This is a genomic window from Microbacterium sp. JZ37, from assembly GCF_035188445.1.
Classification (GTDB): domain Bacteria; phylum Actinomycetota; class Actinomycetes; order Actinomycetales; family Microbacteriaceae; genus Microbacterium; species Microbacterium barkeri.
Window position 1 is genome coordinate 1,268,974 of the sequence record NZ_CP045253.1, and the last position, 15,713, is coordinate 1,284,686.

Below are 15,713 nucleotides of genomic sequence, written 5' to 3' on the forward strand. Positions count from 1 at the left end.
GCGGGCTCAGCCGTCCGCGCGCCCGTGGTGTGCGCGGAACAGGTCGTGCGGGTCGACTGCCCGCTTGATCCGCTCCACGCGAGCGGTGTCCTCCGGCAGGTAGGCCGTGGCGAGCTCGGCGCGCGTCACCCCGGGGCCCGAGAGGAAGCTGGCGAGCACGCCGCCCGTGCTCCATGGCGACATGTCGCCGATGAGTCCGGCGAGCGCGGACCCGAGGGCGGGCGCTCCATCGCCGTGTGCCGCACCGCCCGCATACAGGACGAAGGCGCCGTCTCGCCTCCCGATCGCGCTCGGCACGGCGGCGGGCCGAGCGAGGGCGCCGCCCAGGAGCCGGAGCTCGACGAGGTACGGGGCGGCCGCCTCGGGCCCGGCGTGCCGCAGGAGCGTGCTGATGGCGGCCGGATCGAGCGAGGCGAGCACGGTGTTGCGGCCGTGGAAGGGGACCGGAGCGGTCGGCTCGGCGTGGATGGACCCGACCTCGGCGTACGGCATCTCGGCCACCGTGTCCGTCGCCGGGTCCAGGTCGCGGAAAGGCTGGACGAGCCGCGCGCCTTCGTCGGCGCTCCCGGTGAACGCGAAGCGGAGGTGCAGGACCGAGCGGCCGCGCAGGGCGTCGGGGAGCTGCGGCAGGTCGGGCATCCGGATCAGGAGCGCGGAGGTTCCCATGGCCTCCGGAACAGTCTGCGTCCACTCCGCCCACGCCCTCAGCGCGCGCTCGACGTCCTCGGCGGCGAAGTGCATCCCGCCGCCGTACAGCCGGCTGATCGGATGCAGCGCGACCTCCATGCCGACGACGACGCCGAGGGTCCCGCGTCCCGCGCCCCGCAGCGCCCAGAACAGCTCGGGTTCCTCGGTCGCGCTCGCACGGCGCACAGCGCCGTCGGCCGTGACGACGTCCAGCGCCCGCACGTGATCGACCGCCCAGCCGAGGGCTCGGCCGAGGATGCCGACGCCCCCGCCCAGGTGGTATCCGATCACCCCCACCTCGGGAGATGAGCCGTTCACGGGAGCCAGTCCGTGCGCGGCCGCCGCCCGGACGAGGTCGCCGCCGCGGACGCCTGCTCCCACGCGCGCGATGCGGCGGACGGGATCGATCTCGACGGCATCCAGGCCCGACGTGCGGATGAGCACGCCGCCGTCGGCGGGAAGCGACGGGCCGTGCCCGGTCGCCTGGACGGCGATGCCGAGACCGCGCTCCGCCGCGAAGCGGACGCCGTCGATGACATCCTCGACGGTCGAGGCGGGCACGACGAGGTCGGGGCGATGGGTGACAGAGAGGTTGTATCCGACGCACTCGGCGTCGAAGCGGGGATCCGAGGGGAAGAGGAATTCGGTCATGACTCCACCCTCGGCTCGGCGGAACCTGCGAACAACGACGGATCCGGCATCGACTGATAACGTGAGCCTTATGGAACGGCGCGAGATCGAGGTCTTCCTCACGCTCGCCGAGGAACTCCACTTCGGACGGACGGGGGAGCGCCTGCTCATCTCCCAGGCCAGGGTGAGTCAGACGATCGCGGGTCTCGAGCGTCGGCTGGGCGTCGCCCTGTTCGAGCGCACCAGCCGGCGCGTCGCGCTCACCCCGGTGGGCGCGGCACTGCACGCCGAGGTGCGCGAAGGCCACGAGCGCATCGAGCGCGCTGTGGCAGACGCGATGGCCGCCGGCCGCGGAGTCGCCGGGAGGCTCGTCGTCGGACTCGAGGCACCGGCGGTCGCCGAGCTGGCGGCGGACCTGTTCGACCGCTTCCGCGCGCGCCGCCCCGCCGTCGATCTCGCGTTCCGGGAGACGGGGTTCGCCGATCCGCTCGACCTCCTGCGAACGGGGGAGGTGGACGTGGTCGTCACGAACGGGCCCATCGACGAGGACGGCTTCGTCGAGGGACCGGAGGTGCTGCGCGAGCCGGTCGTGCTCGCGGTCGCGCACGGTCACCGTCTCGCGAAGCGCGAGACCGTGACCCTGGCCGATCTCGAAGGGGAGACGGTGTTCCGCGCGGGCCGCCGCGCTGCGCCGTACCGGCGCGAGCCGGATCGCACGGCCGCGACGCTCCTCGACCTCCTGACGATGATCGCCGCGGGCGAGGGCGTCTGCCCTCTGGCCGCGCACGCGGCGGACTACTTCGCGCGGCCGAGCCTGAGGATGATCCCATTCGAGTCATCGGCGCCGCCCGTGAGCTGGGTGCTCTGCTGGCGCACCGGGCGGCTCACGGCGCAGGTCGCTGCGCTCGCCGAGGCGGCAGCGCGCGGCGACGCGGACGCCGCCGCGCGCTGAGCCGCCTCAGCCGACCTTCACGAGACGCACCTCGTCGACCGTTCCCCACGCGCCGGCCGACAGCTCCCACGCGATCTCGACCGTGACCTCCTGCCCACGCTGCACGCGCACGGCGTCGGTCTCTGAGGTGGCGTACGCGCGCCATCCGTCGAACGCGAGCAGCGCCTCCGCGGTGCGCGTCTGCGCCTGCGCCGCCCGGTCAGCCGCGGTCGCCGGCAGGTGCGTCGGCGACGCCGTGACGCGGAGGGTCACCGTGTCGCCGGGCAGCGTGCCGCCGCCCTGCGACGTCGCCGTCGCGACGTAGCGGCCAGGCTCGAGACCCGTCACGACCTGGGTCGCCGAACCCGTGAAGTCGCGGTCGAGCCACACATGGAGCGCATTCGTCCCTGCCGAGGCGTCGGCCTGCCATCCGATCGAGCCGCCGTCGCCGGCGAGCGTCCACAGCGCAGCCCCGTCTCCCTCGAAGCCGCCGCCGGGGAGGTGCGAGCGGGCGAGGACCTCGATCGTCGCGGACGTCTCGTGGCCGGCCGACGTGCGCCCCGCCACCGTGTAGACACCGGGCCCGTCGATCTCGACAGCATCCCAGACCACGGGCTGATCCTCTGTCGTGCCGTCGCTGTACGAGACCGTGACGGTCTCCGGCAGCGCGGCGTCCTCGCCCTCCTCTATCTCGAGCGCGACCGTCTCGACGCCGGTCACGACGCGCGGCCCCTGCGCTCCGGTGCGGACGTACTCGAACATCCGCAGCGACGGCAGGGGAGTGCCGTCGAACGCGAACAGCGCCTGGTTGTCGACGGCCGACCCGCCGAACCAGCGACCCGCGTCCGCGGGGTCGTACGCGCCTGCGTAGCTCGTCGCCCACCCCGAGCCGTCGCGCTCCCAGAGGAGGCGGTTCGCTTCGAGCTGCTCCGGAGGGCCGACGGGGAGCCACGCTGGCTCCCACGAGAACACGCCGATCCCCGCATCGCCGACATCGGCGACCGCCTGCACGACGTCGCGGAACGCCGTCGCCTGGCCCTGAGGGCTGACGGGATACGCCGTGGCCTCGCTTGCGAGGTCGATCGTGTTGCCATGGCCGTCGCCGTCCTCGAGCGTGTAGGCCCAGGAGGTCTCGACGACCGCGACCTTCTTGTCGTGCACCTCCGCGACGTGCGAGAGCACATCGGTGAGGTTCGCGATCGTGCCGTGCCAGTACGGGTAGTACGACGATGCGAACACGTCGTAGTCGACGCCGCGGGCGGCGAGCTCCGCGGCGTAGCCCGCGTAGCGCCCGGGCGTCTCGGGATTCGTGAAGTGCACGGCCACGAGCGCGTCAGGGAGCGTCTCGCGGACTGCCGCCGACCCGGCCCGGAACACCTCCGCCATCCCGTCCCAGCCCGTGACGCCGGCGACGCCGTTGTTCGTCTCGTTGCCGACCTGCACCATCCGCACATCGACGCCTGCATCCGCGAAGCGCGCGAGCGCGTCGGCGGTGAAGTCGTGCACCGCATCCGCGGTCTGGGCAGCCGTCAGTCCCTCCCACGCCTTCGGCGCCTGCTGCTTGCCCGGATCGGCCCAGAAGTCGGAGTAGTGGAAGTCGACCGTCACGCCGAGCCCCGCGTCGGTCGCGCGCTCGCCGATCTCGATCGCGCGTGCGACGTCGACGTTCCCGCCGCCGTATCCGCGTCCCTCGGCGTCGAAGGGGTCGTTCCACACCCGGACCCGCGCGTCGGTGACGCCGTGGTCGGCGAGCACGTGGAACAGGTCGGCCGGCGCGCCGGTGTCGTCGCGGAACACGACCCCGGACTCCTCGAGCGAGAGGACGGAGGAGACGTCGACGCCGGTCATGAAGTCGGCCGACAGGCCGTCGACGGCGGGCAGCGAGATGTCGATGCTCGCGTCATCGGCATGCGCGGGCGACGCCATGAGGGCGAGGGAGACGGCCGCGGCCGTCGCGATGGCCGCTCGGATGGGGGATGGCATGGGCACTCCTTCGTGCGGGTGGATGGATGGAGGATCGGTTTCGACTCGATGCGCGCGCTCAGCCCTTCACGGAGCCCGCGGTGAGGCCGCCGACGATGTAGCGCTGGAGCGACAGGAAAAGCACGAGGACCGGGATCGATGCGAGCACGGAGCCCGCGGCGAAGATGCCCCAGCGCGACGTGAGCTGGTTCGAGACCCACTGGTACATGCCCACGGCGAGGGTCCAGTTGTCCTCGCTGGTCAGGACGATCTTCGCGAGGATGAAGTCGCCGAACGCCGAGATGAAGGCCAGCAGCGCGACGACGGCGAGCACGGGCGTCACGAGCGGCATGATGATGCGCCAGAAGATCTGCGCGTGCGAGGCGCCGTCGATCTTGGCCGACTCGTCGAGCTCGATCGGGATCGAGTTGAAGAACCCGTACATGAGGAAGGTGTTCGCGCCGAGCGCGCCACCCAGATAGACGCAGATGAGCGCGAGGCGCGAGTTGATTCCGAGGGCCGGCACGACCTCGCCGAGCGCGAGCAGCAGGAGGAACACCGCGACGAACGCGACGGTCTGCGGGAACATCTGGATGATGAGGAGGCTCGTGAGGCCCGCGCGCCGTCCCGCGAAGCGGAAGCGCGAGAAGGCGTACGCTGCGGCTGCGCCCATGAGCACCGCGCCGATCGCGGCGACGCCGCCGACGTAGAGGGTGTTGAGCATCCAGGTCCAGAAGCGCGTCTCGGCGAGCGCGGCGTAGTTGTCGGCGCTCACCGCCGAGAACATTGCGCTCGACCCGGCGAGGCTTCCCCGCGGGTTCACCGACGCCGAGACGATGTAGAGCAGCGGGAACATCGCGTAGACGAGGATGACCGCCGCGACCGGGTACTTCCAGCCCACCTCGGCCCACCAGCGGGAGCGACGTGCGGTGCGACGCCCCGGGGTAGCGGACGTGATGCGTTCGGTGACAGTGCTCACTGGAACTCCTCGAGCTTGCGGGTCTGTCGGAAGGCGAGCGCCGAGATCACGCCGATGACGATGAACACGACGATCGAGAGGGCGCTCGCGAGGCCGTAGTCGGCTGATCCGCCCGCAACGCCGGAGATCCGGTAGATCGCGGAGATGAGGATGTCGGTCTCGCCCAGTCCCGAGTTGCCGAGGAACGCGGGGCCGCCTTCGGTGAGCATGTAGATGATCGTGAAGTTGTTGAAGTTGAACGCGAACGACGAGATCGCGAGCGGTGCCGTCGACACGAGCAGCTGCGGCAGGATGATGGATCGGAATCGGCGCCAGCGTCCGGCCCCGTCGATCGTGGCGGCCTCGAGCGTGTCACTGGGGAGCGCCTGGAGCGCGCCCGTGCACACGAGGAACCAGTAGGGGTAGCTGAGCCAGAGGTTCACCCAGAGGACGGCGGCCTTGGCGAGCAGGGGATCGCCCAGCCAGGCGATGTCGGCGCCGAGGAAGAGCAGGTCGTTGACGACGCCGAACTCGGAGTTCAGCATGCCCCGCCAGAGGAGCGCGGACATGAATGCGGGGAACGCGTACGGGAGGATCATGAGCGTCCGGAGGACCTTTCGGCCGCGGACACGGGGGTCGTTGTAGATGAGAGCGAAAAGGAGCCCGAGGCCGAAGCTCGTGAGCACGGTCAGAATGGCGAACGCGAACGTCCACGCCGCGACCTGGAGGAGCGGCCCGGCGAGGCTCTGATCCGTCACGGCGCGCACGAAGTTGTCGAACCCGACGTTGACGTACCAGCCGGTCGGGAGAGCCGACCCGTCCTCGGCGACGAAGCGGCCGTCATCGGACGCCGCGTAGACGACCCCGGTCTCTGTGTCGGTGAAGGTCCGCGCGGCGGCATCCCATTCGAGGCCCGAGGTGTAGACCGCGCCGGTCGTGCCCTCGCGGGTGCGGAGCGAGCCGTCTTCCGCCTCGTCCGAGACGGGGACGCGCAGGCTCGCGACGCGCTCCTGCAGATCGGGGTCGGTGAGGATGTCCGCGCGCGGCACGACCGCCCACCCCGGCACGGTCTCGGGGGCGCCTGATCCGCCGGTGCGTGCGCCCGCGACGGCCTCCAGCGGCTGGTCGGCGGTCCCGGCCCGCACGACGCCGTCCTCGTCGACGATCGCGAAGCCGAGCTCGCCGTCCTGCTCGACGACCGCGAGGGGATAGGACGGAGAATCGGGATCCCGCCGCTCGTCCTGGATGAGCGCCGCGTCGACGGCCTGCTCCATCGAGCCCGCATGCCCGGTGCCGTAGTTCGTGAACGCGACGTAGGCCGTGTAGCCGAGCACGAACACCTGGAAGACGGCGAGGAACACGAGCCCGGGAAGCAGGTACTTGAGCGGCAGAGCCCGTCGTGAGAAGTACACCGCGTCCGCGATCGCGAGCAGCACGAGAGACGCGCCGAGCACGATCCACGACTCCGCCTGCCACGCCGACAGCGCGACCGCGATGCCGAGCGCGTTGACGATCCCCATGAGCACGAGCTTCACGACGAAGCCCCATCCGAGCCCGCGCCAGCCGCGCGCGTGCGATTCGCCGCGCCGCGCAGGGGCGGTCGTCACATCCGTCATTCCGTCTTCCTTCCGCCGGAACGCCGGGGCGCGCGTCCGCCCGCCCCGGCGCAGCCGGTCAGCCCAGCTCGGCCTCGAGGTCGGCGACCATCTGCTTCCAGGTCGCTCCTGGGTCGGCGCCGCCGATGATCTGCACCTCGGCCGCGTTCCAGAGGTCCCACACCGAGCCCATCTCGGGGATGCTCGGCATCGGCACGCCGTTCTGCGACGAGGCGAGGAATCCCGCGATGACGGGGTCGGAGGCGACCTCATCGGCGAGCGCCGTGAACGCGGGAATGCGCGGGTCGGCCTCGTAGAGGGCACGCTGCGCGTCCTCCTTCGCGAGGTAGTTCACGAGGAACTCCTGAGCGAGCAGCGCGTTCTCGCTCTGCGAGCTGAGGTAGAAGCCCTGCACGCCCACGAAGGGCGCCGCGGTCTCGCCGCCGGCCGACGGGATGGGGTGCACCGCGACGTTCGGGACGTCGGCATAGGCGCTCATCGCCCACGGTCCCTGGATCGTGAAGGGCGCCGTGCCGCTGTTGAACAGCTCGTTGTTGATGTCGTAGTCGACCGTGGTCGAGATGTAGCCCGTGCCAGCCGACCCGTTCTCGTGGAGCCACTGCGCGAACGCCTCGCCGTTCGCGCCGCCCATGCCGATCTCGGCCGTGTACGAGCCGGTCTCGTCCTGGACGAACACCGGCGCGCCGAACGAGGTCTGCAGCCCGTACATCGTGTATGCGTCGCCCGTCTCGCCGGCCGTGTTGACCGCGATCGGGCGCTCGGCCCCGGCCTCCTGCGCCATCGACACGAGCTCGTCCCAGGTCGCCGGGGCGTCGGGGCCCACCATGTCGACGTTCTGAATGAGCGCGACCGTCTCGAGCGAGTACGGCAGCGCGTAGAGCTGGCCGTCGTAGGTCATCGCGTCGAGCGCGACCTGCTCGAAGTCGCCCGTCGCGTCGCCGAGATCGATCGTGTCGACGACGCCGGCGGTGACGAGCGCCCCGAGCCAGTCGTGCGCGCCGACCGTGATGTCAGGCCCCTCGCCCGTGGGCACCTGCGCGATGAAGTCGTTGCGCAGGTCCTCGAAGTTCTTCTGGACGAGCGTGACGGTCGCTCCCGTGTCGGCCTCGAACTGCTCGGCGGCCGCGGCGATCGCGTCCTCGCGCTCCTCGTCGGTCCACACGACGAGCTCGGCGGTCGAGCCCTCGTCGGCCGGCTCCTCGGCCGTCTCGGGGGCGCTGCCGGAGCAGCCGGCCAGCAGCAGTGCCGACGCGGCGGCGATGCCGGCGAATGCGATCTGCGTGCGCATGATTGTCTCCTTCTCGATGGTCGTGCGATGCGGTCGCGTCGTCACGACCTGGTGGTGGTGGATCGGTCGGGCCGGGCGGCCCCGGGGTGCCCCGGAGGGCGGGTCAGCCGGTCTCGATGACGGCGACGCCCCCGGCGGGGACGACGAGGGATCCGGACGCCGTGGCGCCGGTGAGCAGCTCGCGGCCGACGGCGTCGATGGTGACGTCGTCGTCGCGGTGGTTGATCGCGAAGAGGAACGTGCGATCGTCGGCGCGGCGCCGGACGACCTCGAGGCCATCCGGAGTCGACGACGGGACGACCCCCGCATCGGCGTACACGTCGGACAGGACGGCGCGCAGCCCCTCCGCGTCCAGGCGCGTGGAGATGTACCACCCCGTTCCGGCGCCGTGCCTGTGACGTGTGATGGCGGCGCCTCCCGCCGCGGGGCCCTCGGCGTAGGCGCCGACGACGTCGGCGCCGTGCAGACGGAGGCTCTCCTGCCAGTGGTCGGCGCCCAGCAGGGCGCCGTCGCTCCATTCGACCGCGGCAGCAGCGCCCTCGCGCAGCGGCAGGTGCTCCTCGACGTCGACGCCGAGGGCGTCGCGGAGGGGAGCGAGGAACCCACCGGGGTGGACGGCGTCGTTCTCGTCGACGACCGCCGAGAAGTACGAGACGACGAGCGTTCCGCCGCCTTCGACATACCGGGTGAGGTTCGCGGCGTCTGCCGCCGTGAGCAGGTACTGCGCGGGTGCGACGACGAGCCGGTAGCGCGACAGGTCGTGGCCAGGGAGCGCGAAGTCGACCGTGACGCCGTCCCGCCAGAGACGCTCGTAGAACGCGCGCACGCGCTCCTGGTGGGAGAGGTCCTCGGTCGGGCGCCATTCGAGGTCCTGCGCCCAGAACGACTCGAAGTCCCACAGGACGGCGACGTCGGCCTCGACGCGCGATCCGACGACCGCGTCGAGCCGGGAGAGCCCCTCACCGAGCGCAACCACCTCGCGCCAGACGCGCGAGTCGGTGCCGGCGTGGGGGAGCATCGCCGAATGGAACTTCTCGGCGCCCGAGCGTCCCGCGCGCCACTGGAAGAAGAGCACGGCGTCCGAGCCGCGTGCGACGTGCGTCAGCGAGTTGCGGGCCATCTCCCCGGGACGCTTCGCGATGTTGCGCGGCTGCCAGTTCACGGCCGACGTCGAGTGCTCCATGAGGATCCACGGCTTCCCTCCGCCGACCGACCGGGAGAGATCGGCGGCGATCGAGAGCCCGATGTGCGCGTCCTCGTCGGCCGCCCACAGATAGTGGTCGTCGGATACGACGTCGACGTCCCTGGCCCACGCCCACAGGTCGGTCGTCCAGCTCTGGTTCGCCATGAAGTTCGTCGTGATCGGCTGCGGGGCGCGGGCGCGGATCGCGTCGCGCTCGGCGATGAAGCACGCGCGGAGCTGATGGTCGGTGAAGCGCTGGAAGTCGAGGCGCTGTGCGGGATTGACGACCGACGGCGCCGCGGCCGGGGCGCCGATGTGCTCCCAGGCCGTGTAGTGCTGGCCCCAGAACGCCGTGCCCCATGCGGCATTGAGAGCGTCGAGTGACCCGTAGCGCTCGCGCAGCCATCCGCGGAAGGCGCGCACGGAATGCTCCGAGTAGTCCTCGCCGACCGGGACGCCGTACTCGTTGTGCACGTGCCACAGCACGACGGCGGGGTGATCGCCGTAGCGGTCGGCGAGCGCGCTCGCGATGCGGACGATCGCCTCCCGGTAGGCGGGGGAGGAGTGGGACGCCATCCCGCGCGATCCGAAGCCCATGACGGTGCCGTCTCGTGTGACGACGCGCGCGTCGGGGTGCGCGGCGAAGAACCAGGCGGGCGGTGAGGCGGTCGGCGTGCCGAGGTCGACGGCGATGCCGTTCGCGTGGAGGAGGTCGATCACCTCGTCGAGCCAGGCGAAGTCGAACTCGCCCTCGGCGGTCTCGAGCAGAGCCCACGAGAAGATCCCCACGCTCACGAGGTTGACGCCCGCCTCGCGCATCAGGCGGACGTCCTCCTGCCACGTCTCGCGCGGCCACTGCTCGGGGTTGTAGTCGCCGCCGAAGGCGATGCCGGGCAGGGCGCGCAGGGGGGTCTGGTCGGGCATGGACGCTCCATCGGGTCGAGAGACTGTGACCGGTCCCAGTGTGGCGCGGCGTCGTCGGAGCGCCAAGGCGATCGCCCATCCGTTATCGAACTGTGACCGGTCCCAGTCACACCCGCGGCCCGCGCTAGAGTCTTGATCCATGGAGCAGACGCCGCCCGCGCGCAAGCCGACGATCCGCGACGTCGCGGCGGTCGCGGGCGTCTCGCGCGGCACGGTCTCCCGCGTCATCAACGGAGGGCACTGGGTCTCGCCCGACGCGCGTGCCGCGGTCGAGGACGCCATTCGGCGGACGGGCTACACGGCGAATCACCACGCGCGCAGCCTGGCGACGGGCCGCTCCGGATCGCTCGCCTTCCTCCTGACCGAGGAGCACCACCTGCTGTTCGAGGACCCGACCTTCGGCCTGCTGCTGCGCGGCGCTGCCGAGTCCCTCTCGAAGCGGTCGATGACCCTCGTGCTCCTCGTGGCGGGAACCGATGCCGAGAAGGCGAACGTGCTCGAGTACGTGCGCGCGGGGCACGTCGACGGTGTGCTCCTCGTGTCGAGCCATGCATCCGACCCCTTCCTCGGCCGCATGCACGAGGCCGGCATCCCGATCGTCAGCACGGGCGTCCCGCTCGGCCTCGAGGGGCTCGTCCCGTCGGTCGGCATCGACGAGGCGCGCGCCGCGCGCGAGATGACGGCCTACCTGCGCTCCCGCGGGCACCGTCGCATCGCGCATATCGCGGGGCCCGACGACACGCCGGGCGGCCGGTTCCGTCTCGCCGGGTTCCGCGAGGAGATGGGCGGCGACTACGACGCCGAGCTCGTCGAGCGCGGGGACTACTCGCGCGAGTCCGGCTCGCGCGCGATGGCGCGCCTGCTCGCACGCGGGCGCGATATCGACGCGGTCTTCGCGGCCTCGGATGGGATGGCCGCCGGTGCGGTCGCGACGTTGCGCCGCGAGGGGCTGCGCGTGCCCGACGACATCGCGGTTGCGGGGTTCGACGATTCGGGCCTCGCCGAGACCCACGATCCGCCGCTCACGACGATGCGTCAGCCGTGGGCCCGGATCAGCGAGGAGATGGTCGCCCTGCTGCTCGACGTCGTGGCGGGGAGCCCGGGCCGCGATCTCATGCTCCCGGCGTCGCTCGTCGTGCGCGAGAGCGCGTAACGCTCGGCGCGGAGCACGCGCGGCCCGGAATAGACTCTCCTGGTGACTTCCGACCGTTCCTTCTACATCACCACGCCGATCTACTATCCGAGCGATGTCCCGCACATCGGGCACGGGTACACGACCGTGGCGGTGGACACGCTCGCGCGCTGGCACCGCCAGGCCGGTGACGACACCTGGATGCTGACGGGCACCGACGAGCACGGCCAGAAGATGATCCGCGCCGCCGCCGCGAACGGCGCGACCCCGCAGGAATGGGTCGACAAGCTCGTGGCGGAGTCGTGGCAGCCGCTTCTGCGGACGCTGGATGTCGCCAACGACGACTTCATCCGCACGACGCAGGAGCGTCACGAGAAGAGCGTCCAGCTGTTCCTGCAGGCGGTGTACGACCGCGGCTACATCTACGCGGGCGAGTACGAGGCGCTCTACTGCGTCGGGTGCGAGGAGTTCAAGCCCGACAGCGAGATCGTCGACGGCACCGGGCCGTTCGAGGGGCTCAAGGTGTGCGCGATCCACTCGAAGCCGCTCGAGCTGCTGCAGGAGAAGAACTACTTCTTCAAGCTCAGCGAGTTCCAGGACCGCCTCCTCGAGCTCTACCGGGAGCGCCCCGACTTCGTCCAGCCCGAATCCGCGCGCAACGAGGTCGTCGCCTTCGTGCAGCAGGGCCTGAAGGACCTCTCCATCTCGCGCTCGACGTTCGACTGGGGCATCACCGTCCCGTGGGACGAGTCGCACGTCATCTACGTGTGGGTCGACGCCCTCCTCAACTACGCGACCGCGGTGGGGTACGGCTCCGACCCCGACAACTTCGCGCGCCGCTGGCCCGCGCACCACGTCGTGGGCAAGGACATCCTCCGGTTCCATGCCGTGATCTGGCCGGCGATGCTGATGGCCGCGGGCATCGAGGTGCCCGAGAACGTCTTCGCGCACGGCTGGCTGCTCGTGGGCGGCGAGAAGATGTCGAAGTCGAAGCTCACGGGCATCGCGCCCAACGCGATCACCGACGTCTTCGGCTCCGACGCGTACCGGTTCTACTTCCTGTCGGCGATCTCGTTCGGCCAGGACGGCTCGTTCTCCTGGGAGGACCTGTCTGCGCGGTACCAGGCGGAGCTCGCGAACGGGTTCGGCAACCTCGCATCGCGGACCATCGCCATGATCGGCAAGTACTTCGACGGCGTCGTCCCCGCTCCCGCGGAGTACGCGGATGGCGACCTCGCGATCCAGCGGACCGTCGCGGAAGCGGCTCGGAAGGCCGATGCGGCGATCGGCCGCTTCCGCATCGACGAGGCCATCCGCTCGATCTGGACGATCGTCGACGAGCTCAACGGCTACATCACCGAGAACGAGCCGTGGGCGCTCGCGAAGGACGACGCGCAGCGCGACCGCCTGGCGACCGTGCTCTACACGTGCGCCGAGGGGCTGCGCGCGCTCGCCGTGCTGCTCTCGCCCGTGATGCCGCAGGCCACCGGCAAGCTCTGGGACGCACTGGGCGTCGAGAGCGCCCTGGGTGCGCTCGTCGAGCAGCCCGTGCGCGAGGCCGGCGCGTGGGGCGGCATCCCCGCCGGCACGGCGACGTCCACGCTCCAGCCGCTCTTCCCGCGGGTCGAGCAGCCGGAGTGATCCGATCGAGGGGGATGGCGTGAAGGACAACGGGGCGGACCCGACCGTCTACGTGCGCGAGCGGAGCCGGGACGGGCGGAAGGACCTGCGCTACCCGGCCGCGCCCGAGCCGCTCGCGGTGCCCGTGTACGACAACCACTGCCACCTCGAGATCGAGGACGGCGACGAGCCGCTCTCGCTCGAGGAGCAGCTCGATCGGGCGAGCGCGGTCGGCATCGCCGGCGTCGTGCAGTCGTCGGGCGACATCGACTCTTCGCGGTGGGCCGTCGCCGCCGCCGAGCGGGATGCGCGCGTGCTCGCGGCCGTCGCCATCCATCCCAACGACGCGCCGACGTACGCCGAGCAGGGGCGCCTCGAGGAGGCGCTCGGAGTCATCGACGAGCTCGCGGGGCACCCGCGCGTGCGCGCCGTGGGCGAGACGGGGCTCGACTACTTCCGCACGGGCGAGGAGGGGCGACCGGCACAGCACGCCTCCTTCGAGGCGCACATCGACATCGCCAAGCGCCACGGCGTCGCACTGCAGATCCACGACCGCGACGCCCATCGCGACGTGCTCGACACGCTGCGGCGCGTCGGCGCCCCCGAGCGGACGGTCTTCCACTGCTTCTCGGGCGACGAGGACATGGCCCACGAGGCGGCCGACGCGGGCTACTGGGTGTCGTTCGCGGGGAACATCACGTTCAAGAACGCGCAGAACCTGCGCGACGCCCTGCGGGTGACGCCGCGCGACCGCATCCTCGTCGAGACGGATGCGCCGTTCCTCACTCCGACGCCGCACCGAGGGCGCCCGAACGCGCCGTACCTCGTGCCCGTCACGGTCCGCTTCATGGCCGCGGAGCTGGGTGCCGACGTCGACGAGCTCTCCGCGCAGCTGGCCGCGAACACGCGCGCCGTGTACGGGGAGTGGACATGACCGTGCGGCTCCTCGGGGCCGGCGACATCCGGGAGCTCGCCGCCGAGCTCGATGTCACGCCCACGAAGAAGCTGGGCCAGAACTTCGTCGTCGACGCCAACACCGTGCGGCGCATCGTGCACACCGCGCGCGTCGAGGCGGGGGAGCGGGTCGTCGAGATCGGCCCAGGGCTCGGCTCGCTGACGCTGGCCATCCTCGAGGCCGGCGCGACCGTGACCGCCGTCGAGATCGACCACCGGCTCGCCGAGCGGCTGCCGCGCACGGCGGCCGAGCGCGGCGTCCCGGACGGCGCGCTCACGGTGGTCGACGCCGATGCGCTGCGCGTCACCGAGCTGCCCGGCGATCCGACCATCCTCGTCGCGAACCTGCCCTACAACGTGTCGGTGCCTGTCCTGCTGCACTTCCTCGAGACGTTCGCCCGGCTCGACCGCGGCGTCGTCATGGTGCAGGCCGAGGTCGGCGAGCGCCTCGCGGCCGAGCCGGGGAGCAAGGTCTACGGGGCCCCGAGCGCGAAGGCCGCCTGGTACGGCGCGTGGCGGCTCGCCGGCAACATCTCCCGGCAGGTCTTCTGGCCGGTGCCGAACGTCGACAGCGTGCTCGTCGCGTTCCAGCGCGACGCCGAGGCGCGCGGCACGGAGGATGAGCGGCTGCGGACCTTCCGGATCGTCGATCTCGCGTTCCAGCAGCGACGCAAGATGCTGCGCCAGGCGCTCGCCGGCGAGCTCGGCGGCTCGGCGGGCGCGACCGAGGTGCTCGAGCGCGCGGGCGTCGCGCCGACCGCGCGCGGCGAGTCGCTGGACATCGACGACTTCCTGCGGATCGCACGCGCGCTCGCCGAGACGAGCGGCGCGGAGGCGACGGCGCCATGAGCCTCGCGTCGTCGGAGCCGCAGGTGCGCGTGCGCGCACCGGGCAAGATCAACGTCTTCCTCGAGGTCGGATGCCGTCAGAGCGACGGCTACCACCAGCTCGCGACCGCCTTCCAGGCCGTCTCGCTCTACGAGGATGTCGTCGCGACGCATGCCGACGGCTTCACGCTCGCGGTCGAGGGCACCGTCGATGTCTCGGGCGTGCCGGTCGACGACCGCAACCTCGCGCTCCGAGCAGCCCGCCTGCTCGCGGCGGAGACCGGGTACGCGGGCGGCGTCCATCTCGACGTGTTCAAGGAGGTCCCCGTCGCTGGCGGCATGGGCGGCGGCTCGGCGGATGCCGCGGCCGCGCTCGTGGCGTGCGACGCGCTCTGGGGCACGCGGGTCGGGCAGGCCGAGCTGCATCGCCTCGCAGCGCAGCTCGGCGCCGACGTGCCGTTCGCGCTCAAGGGCGGCACCGCGATCGGGACCGGTCGCGGCGATGAGCTGAGCCCGGCCCTCGCACGCGGGCGCTTCGACTGGGTGCTCGTCGTGAACGAGGAGGGCCTCTCGACGCCCGACGTGTACGGGGCGCTCGACCGCCACCGCGAACGGCACCGGCTCGACATCGCCCCCACGCGCGCCGTGCCCGAGGTCGACGCCGGCGTGCTGCAGGCGCTGCGCGCGGGCGACGCGGCGATGCTCGCCGAGACGCTCCGCAACGACCTCCAGGTGGCCGCGCTCGGGCTGCGCCCCGATCTCGCCGAGACGCTCGAGCTCGGGGAGTCGTCGGGGGCGCTCGCGGGTCTCGTGTCGGGCTCAGGACCCACCGTCGCGTTCCTCGCGGCATCGCCCGAGGATGCCGCGGAGCTCCGCGACGTGCTGGACGCCGCCGGTCGGGATGTGCTCCTCGCGCACGGCCCCGTGCGCGGCGCGCGCATCGTCGGCTGAGCGCCGCCGCGGCGCCCTCGCGCCACGCCCCGTCGTGCCCGGGATGGCCT

General features: G+C 71.7%; 12 protein-coding genes. 6 read left to right on the forward strand and 6 right to left on the reverse strand.

Features of this window, described 5'->3' with window-relative positions; genetic code table 11:
- Window positions 1-6 precede the first annotated feature (6 nt).
- Window positions 7-1,338: an FAD-binding protein gene (locus GC092_RS05585; protein WP_324014365.1), complete on the reverse strand. Its 1,332-nt coding sequence runs from the start codon at window positions 1,336-1,338 to the stop codon at window positions 7-9.
- A 70-nt stretch (window positions 1,339-1,408) separates the two neighbouring features.
- On the opposite strand from GC092_RS05585, the gene GC092_RS05590 reads away from it, so the two are divergent.
- The gene (locus GC092_RS05590) at window positions 1,409-2,269 is read left to right on the forward strand and encodes a LysR family transcriptional regulator (protein ID WP_324014366.1); all 861 of its coding nucleotides are present in this window, start codon (window positions 1,409-1,411) and stop codon (window positions 2,267-2,269) included.
- 6 nt (window positions 2,270-2,275) lie between these two features.
- Here GC092_RS05590 and GC092_RS05595 read toward each other — a convergent pair whose 3' ends face one another.
- From GC092_RS05595 to GC092_RS05615, 5 genes are all read right to left on the reverse strand, one after another.
- On the reverse strand, window positions 2,276-4,231 hold the full coding sequence (locus GC092_RS05595; protein WP_324014367.1) for a glycosyl hydrolase 53 family protein: 1,956 nt from the start codon (window positions 4,229-4,231) through the stop codon (window positions 2,276-2,278).
- A 58-nt stretch (window positions 4,232-4,289) separates the two neighbouring features.
- Entirely contained in the window at window positions 4,290-5,189 is a 900-nt protein-coding gene (locus GC092_RS05600; protein ID WP_324014368.1) for a sugar ABC transporter permease, read from the reverse strand.
- A complete protein-coding gene (locus GC092_RS05605) occupies window positions 5,186-6,784 on the reverse strand; it encodes an ABC transporter permease subunit (protein WP_324014369.1) in 1,599 nt (532 codons plus the stop codon). Before GC092_RS05605 ends, GC092_RS05600 begins: the two co-directional genes overlap by 4 nt.
- A 58-nt stretch (window positions 6,785-6,842) precedes the next feature.
- Window positions 6,843-8,072: a sugar ABC transporter substrate-binding protein gene (locus GC092_RS05610; protein ID WP_324014370.1), complete on the reverse strand. Its 1,230-nt coding sequence runs from the start codon at window positions 8,070-8,072 to the stop codon at window positions 6,843-6,845.
- Between the two features lie 103 nt (window positions 8,073-8,175).
- The gene (locus GC092_RS05615) at window positions 8,176-10,179 is read right to left on the reverse strand and encodes a beta-galactosidase (protein WP_324014371.1); all 2,004 of its coding nucleotides are present in this window, start codon (window positions 10,177-10,179) and stop codon (window positions 8,176-8,178) included.
- A 139-nt stretch (window positions 10,180-10,318) separates the two neighbouring features.
- Here GC092_RS05615 and GC092_RS05620 point away from each other — a divergent pair, with 139 nt between their 5' ends.
- Genes GC092_RS05620 through GC092_RS05640 form a run of 5 tightly spaced genes read left to right on the forward strand, consistent with a single transcriptional unit; the run spans window position 10,319 to window position 15,663 of the window.
- A complete protein-coding gene (locus GC092_RS05620; RefSeq protein ID WP_324014372.1) occupies window positions 10,319-11,332 on the forward strand; it encodes a LacI family DNA-binding transcriptional regulator in 1,014 nt (337 codons plus the stop codon).
- 42 nt (window positions 11,333-11,374) lie between these two features.
- A complete protein-coding gene (gene metG / locus GC092_RS05625) occupies window positions 11,375-12,952 on the forward strand; it encodes a methionine--tRNA ligase (protein WP_324014373.1) in 1,578 nt (525 codons plus the stop codon).
- Window positions 12,953-12,971: 19 nt separating this feature from the next.
- A complete protein-coding gene (locus GC092_RS05630; RefSeq protein ID WP_271172699.1) occupies window positions 12,972-13,865 on the forward strand; it encodes a TatD family hydrolase in 894 nt (297 codons plus the stop codon).
- Complete coding sequence (rsmA, locus tag GC092_RS05635; protein ID WP_324014374.1) at window positions 13,862-14,734, forward strand: 16S rRNA (adenine(1518)-N(6)/adenine(1519)-N(6))-dimethyltransferase RsmA; 873 nt, start codon at window positions 13,862-13,864, stop codon at window positions 14,732-14,734. The genes GC092_RS05630 and rsmA overlap by 4 nt, the downstream gene beginning before the upstream one ends.
- A complete protein-coding gene (locus GC092_RS05640) occupies window positions 14,731-15,663 on the forward strand; it encodes a 4-(cytidine 5'-diphospho)-2-C-methyl-D-erythritol kinase (RefSeq protein WP_324014375.1) in 933 nt (310 codons plus the stop codon). The genes rsmA and GC092_RS05640 overlap by 4 nt, the downstream gene beginning before the upstream one ends.
- The last annotated feature ends 50 nt before the right edge of the window (window positions 15,664-15,713 follow it).

Bases quoted from the DNA above. Each gene is read 5' to 3' on its own strand.
- GC092_RS05605 (WP_324014369.1), bottom strand. From the start codon at position 6,784: ATGACGGATGTGACGACCGCCCCTGCGCGGCGCGGCGAATCGCACGCG.
- GC092_RS05640 (WP_324014375.1), top strand. From the start codon at position 14,731: ATGAGCCTCGCGTCGTCGGAGCCGCAGGTGCGCGTGCGCGCACCGGGC.
- GC092_RS05595 (WP_324014367.1), bottom strand. From the start codon at position 4,231: ATGCCATCCCCCATCCGAGCGGCCATCGCGACGGCCGCGGCCGTCTCC.
- GC092_RS05585 (WP_324014365.1), bottom strand. From the start codon at position 1,338: ATGACCGAATTCCTCTTCCCCTCGGATCCCCGCTTCGACGCCGAGTGC.
- GC092_RS05620 (WP_324014372.1), top strand. From the start codon at position 10,319: ATGGAGCAGACGCCGCCCGCGCGCAAGCCGACGATCCGCGACGTCGCG.
- GC092_RS05615 (WP_324014371.1), bottom strand. From the start codon at position 10,179: ATGCCCGACCAGACCCCCCTGCGCGCCCTGCCCGGCATCGCCTTCGGC.
- rsmA (WP_324014374.1), top strand. From the start codon at position 13,862: ATGACCGTGCGGCTCCTCGGGGCCGGCGACATCCGGGAGCTCGCCGCC.
- GC092_RS05610 (WP_324014370.1), bottom strand. From the start codon at position 8,072: ATGCGCACGCAGATCGCATTCGCCGGCATCGCCGCCGCGTCGGCACTG.
- GC092_RS05590 (WP_324014366.1), top strand. From the start codon at position 1,409: ATGGAACGGCGCGAGATCGAGGTCTTCCTCACGCTCGCCGAGGAACTC.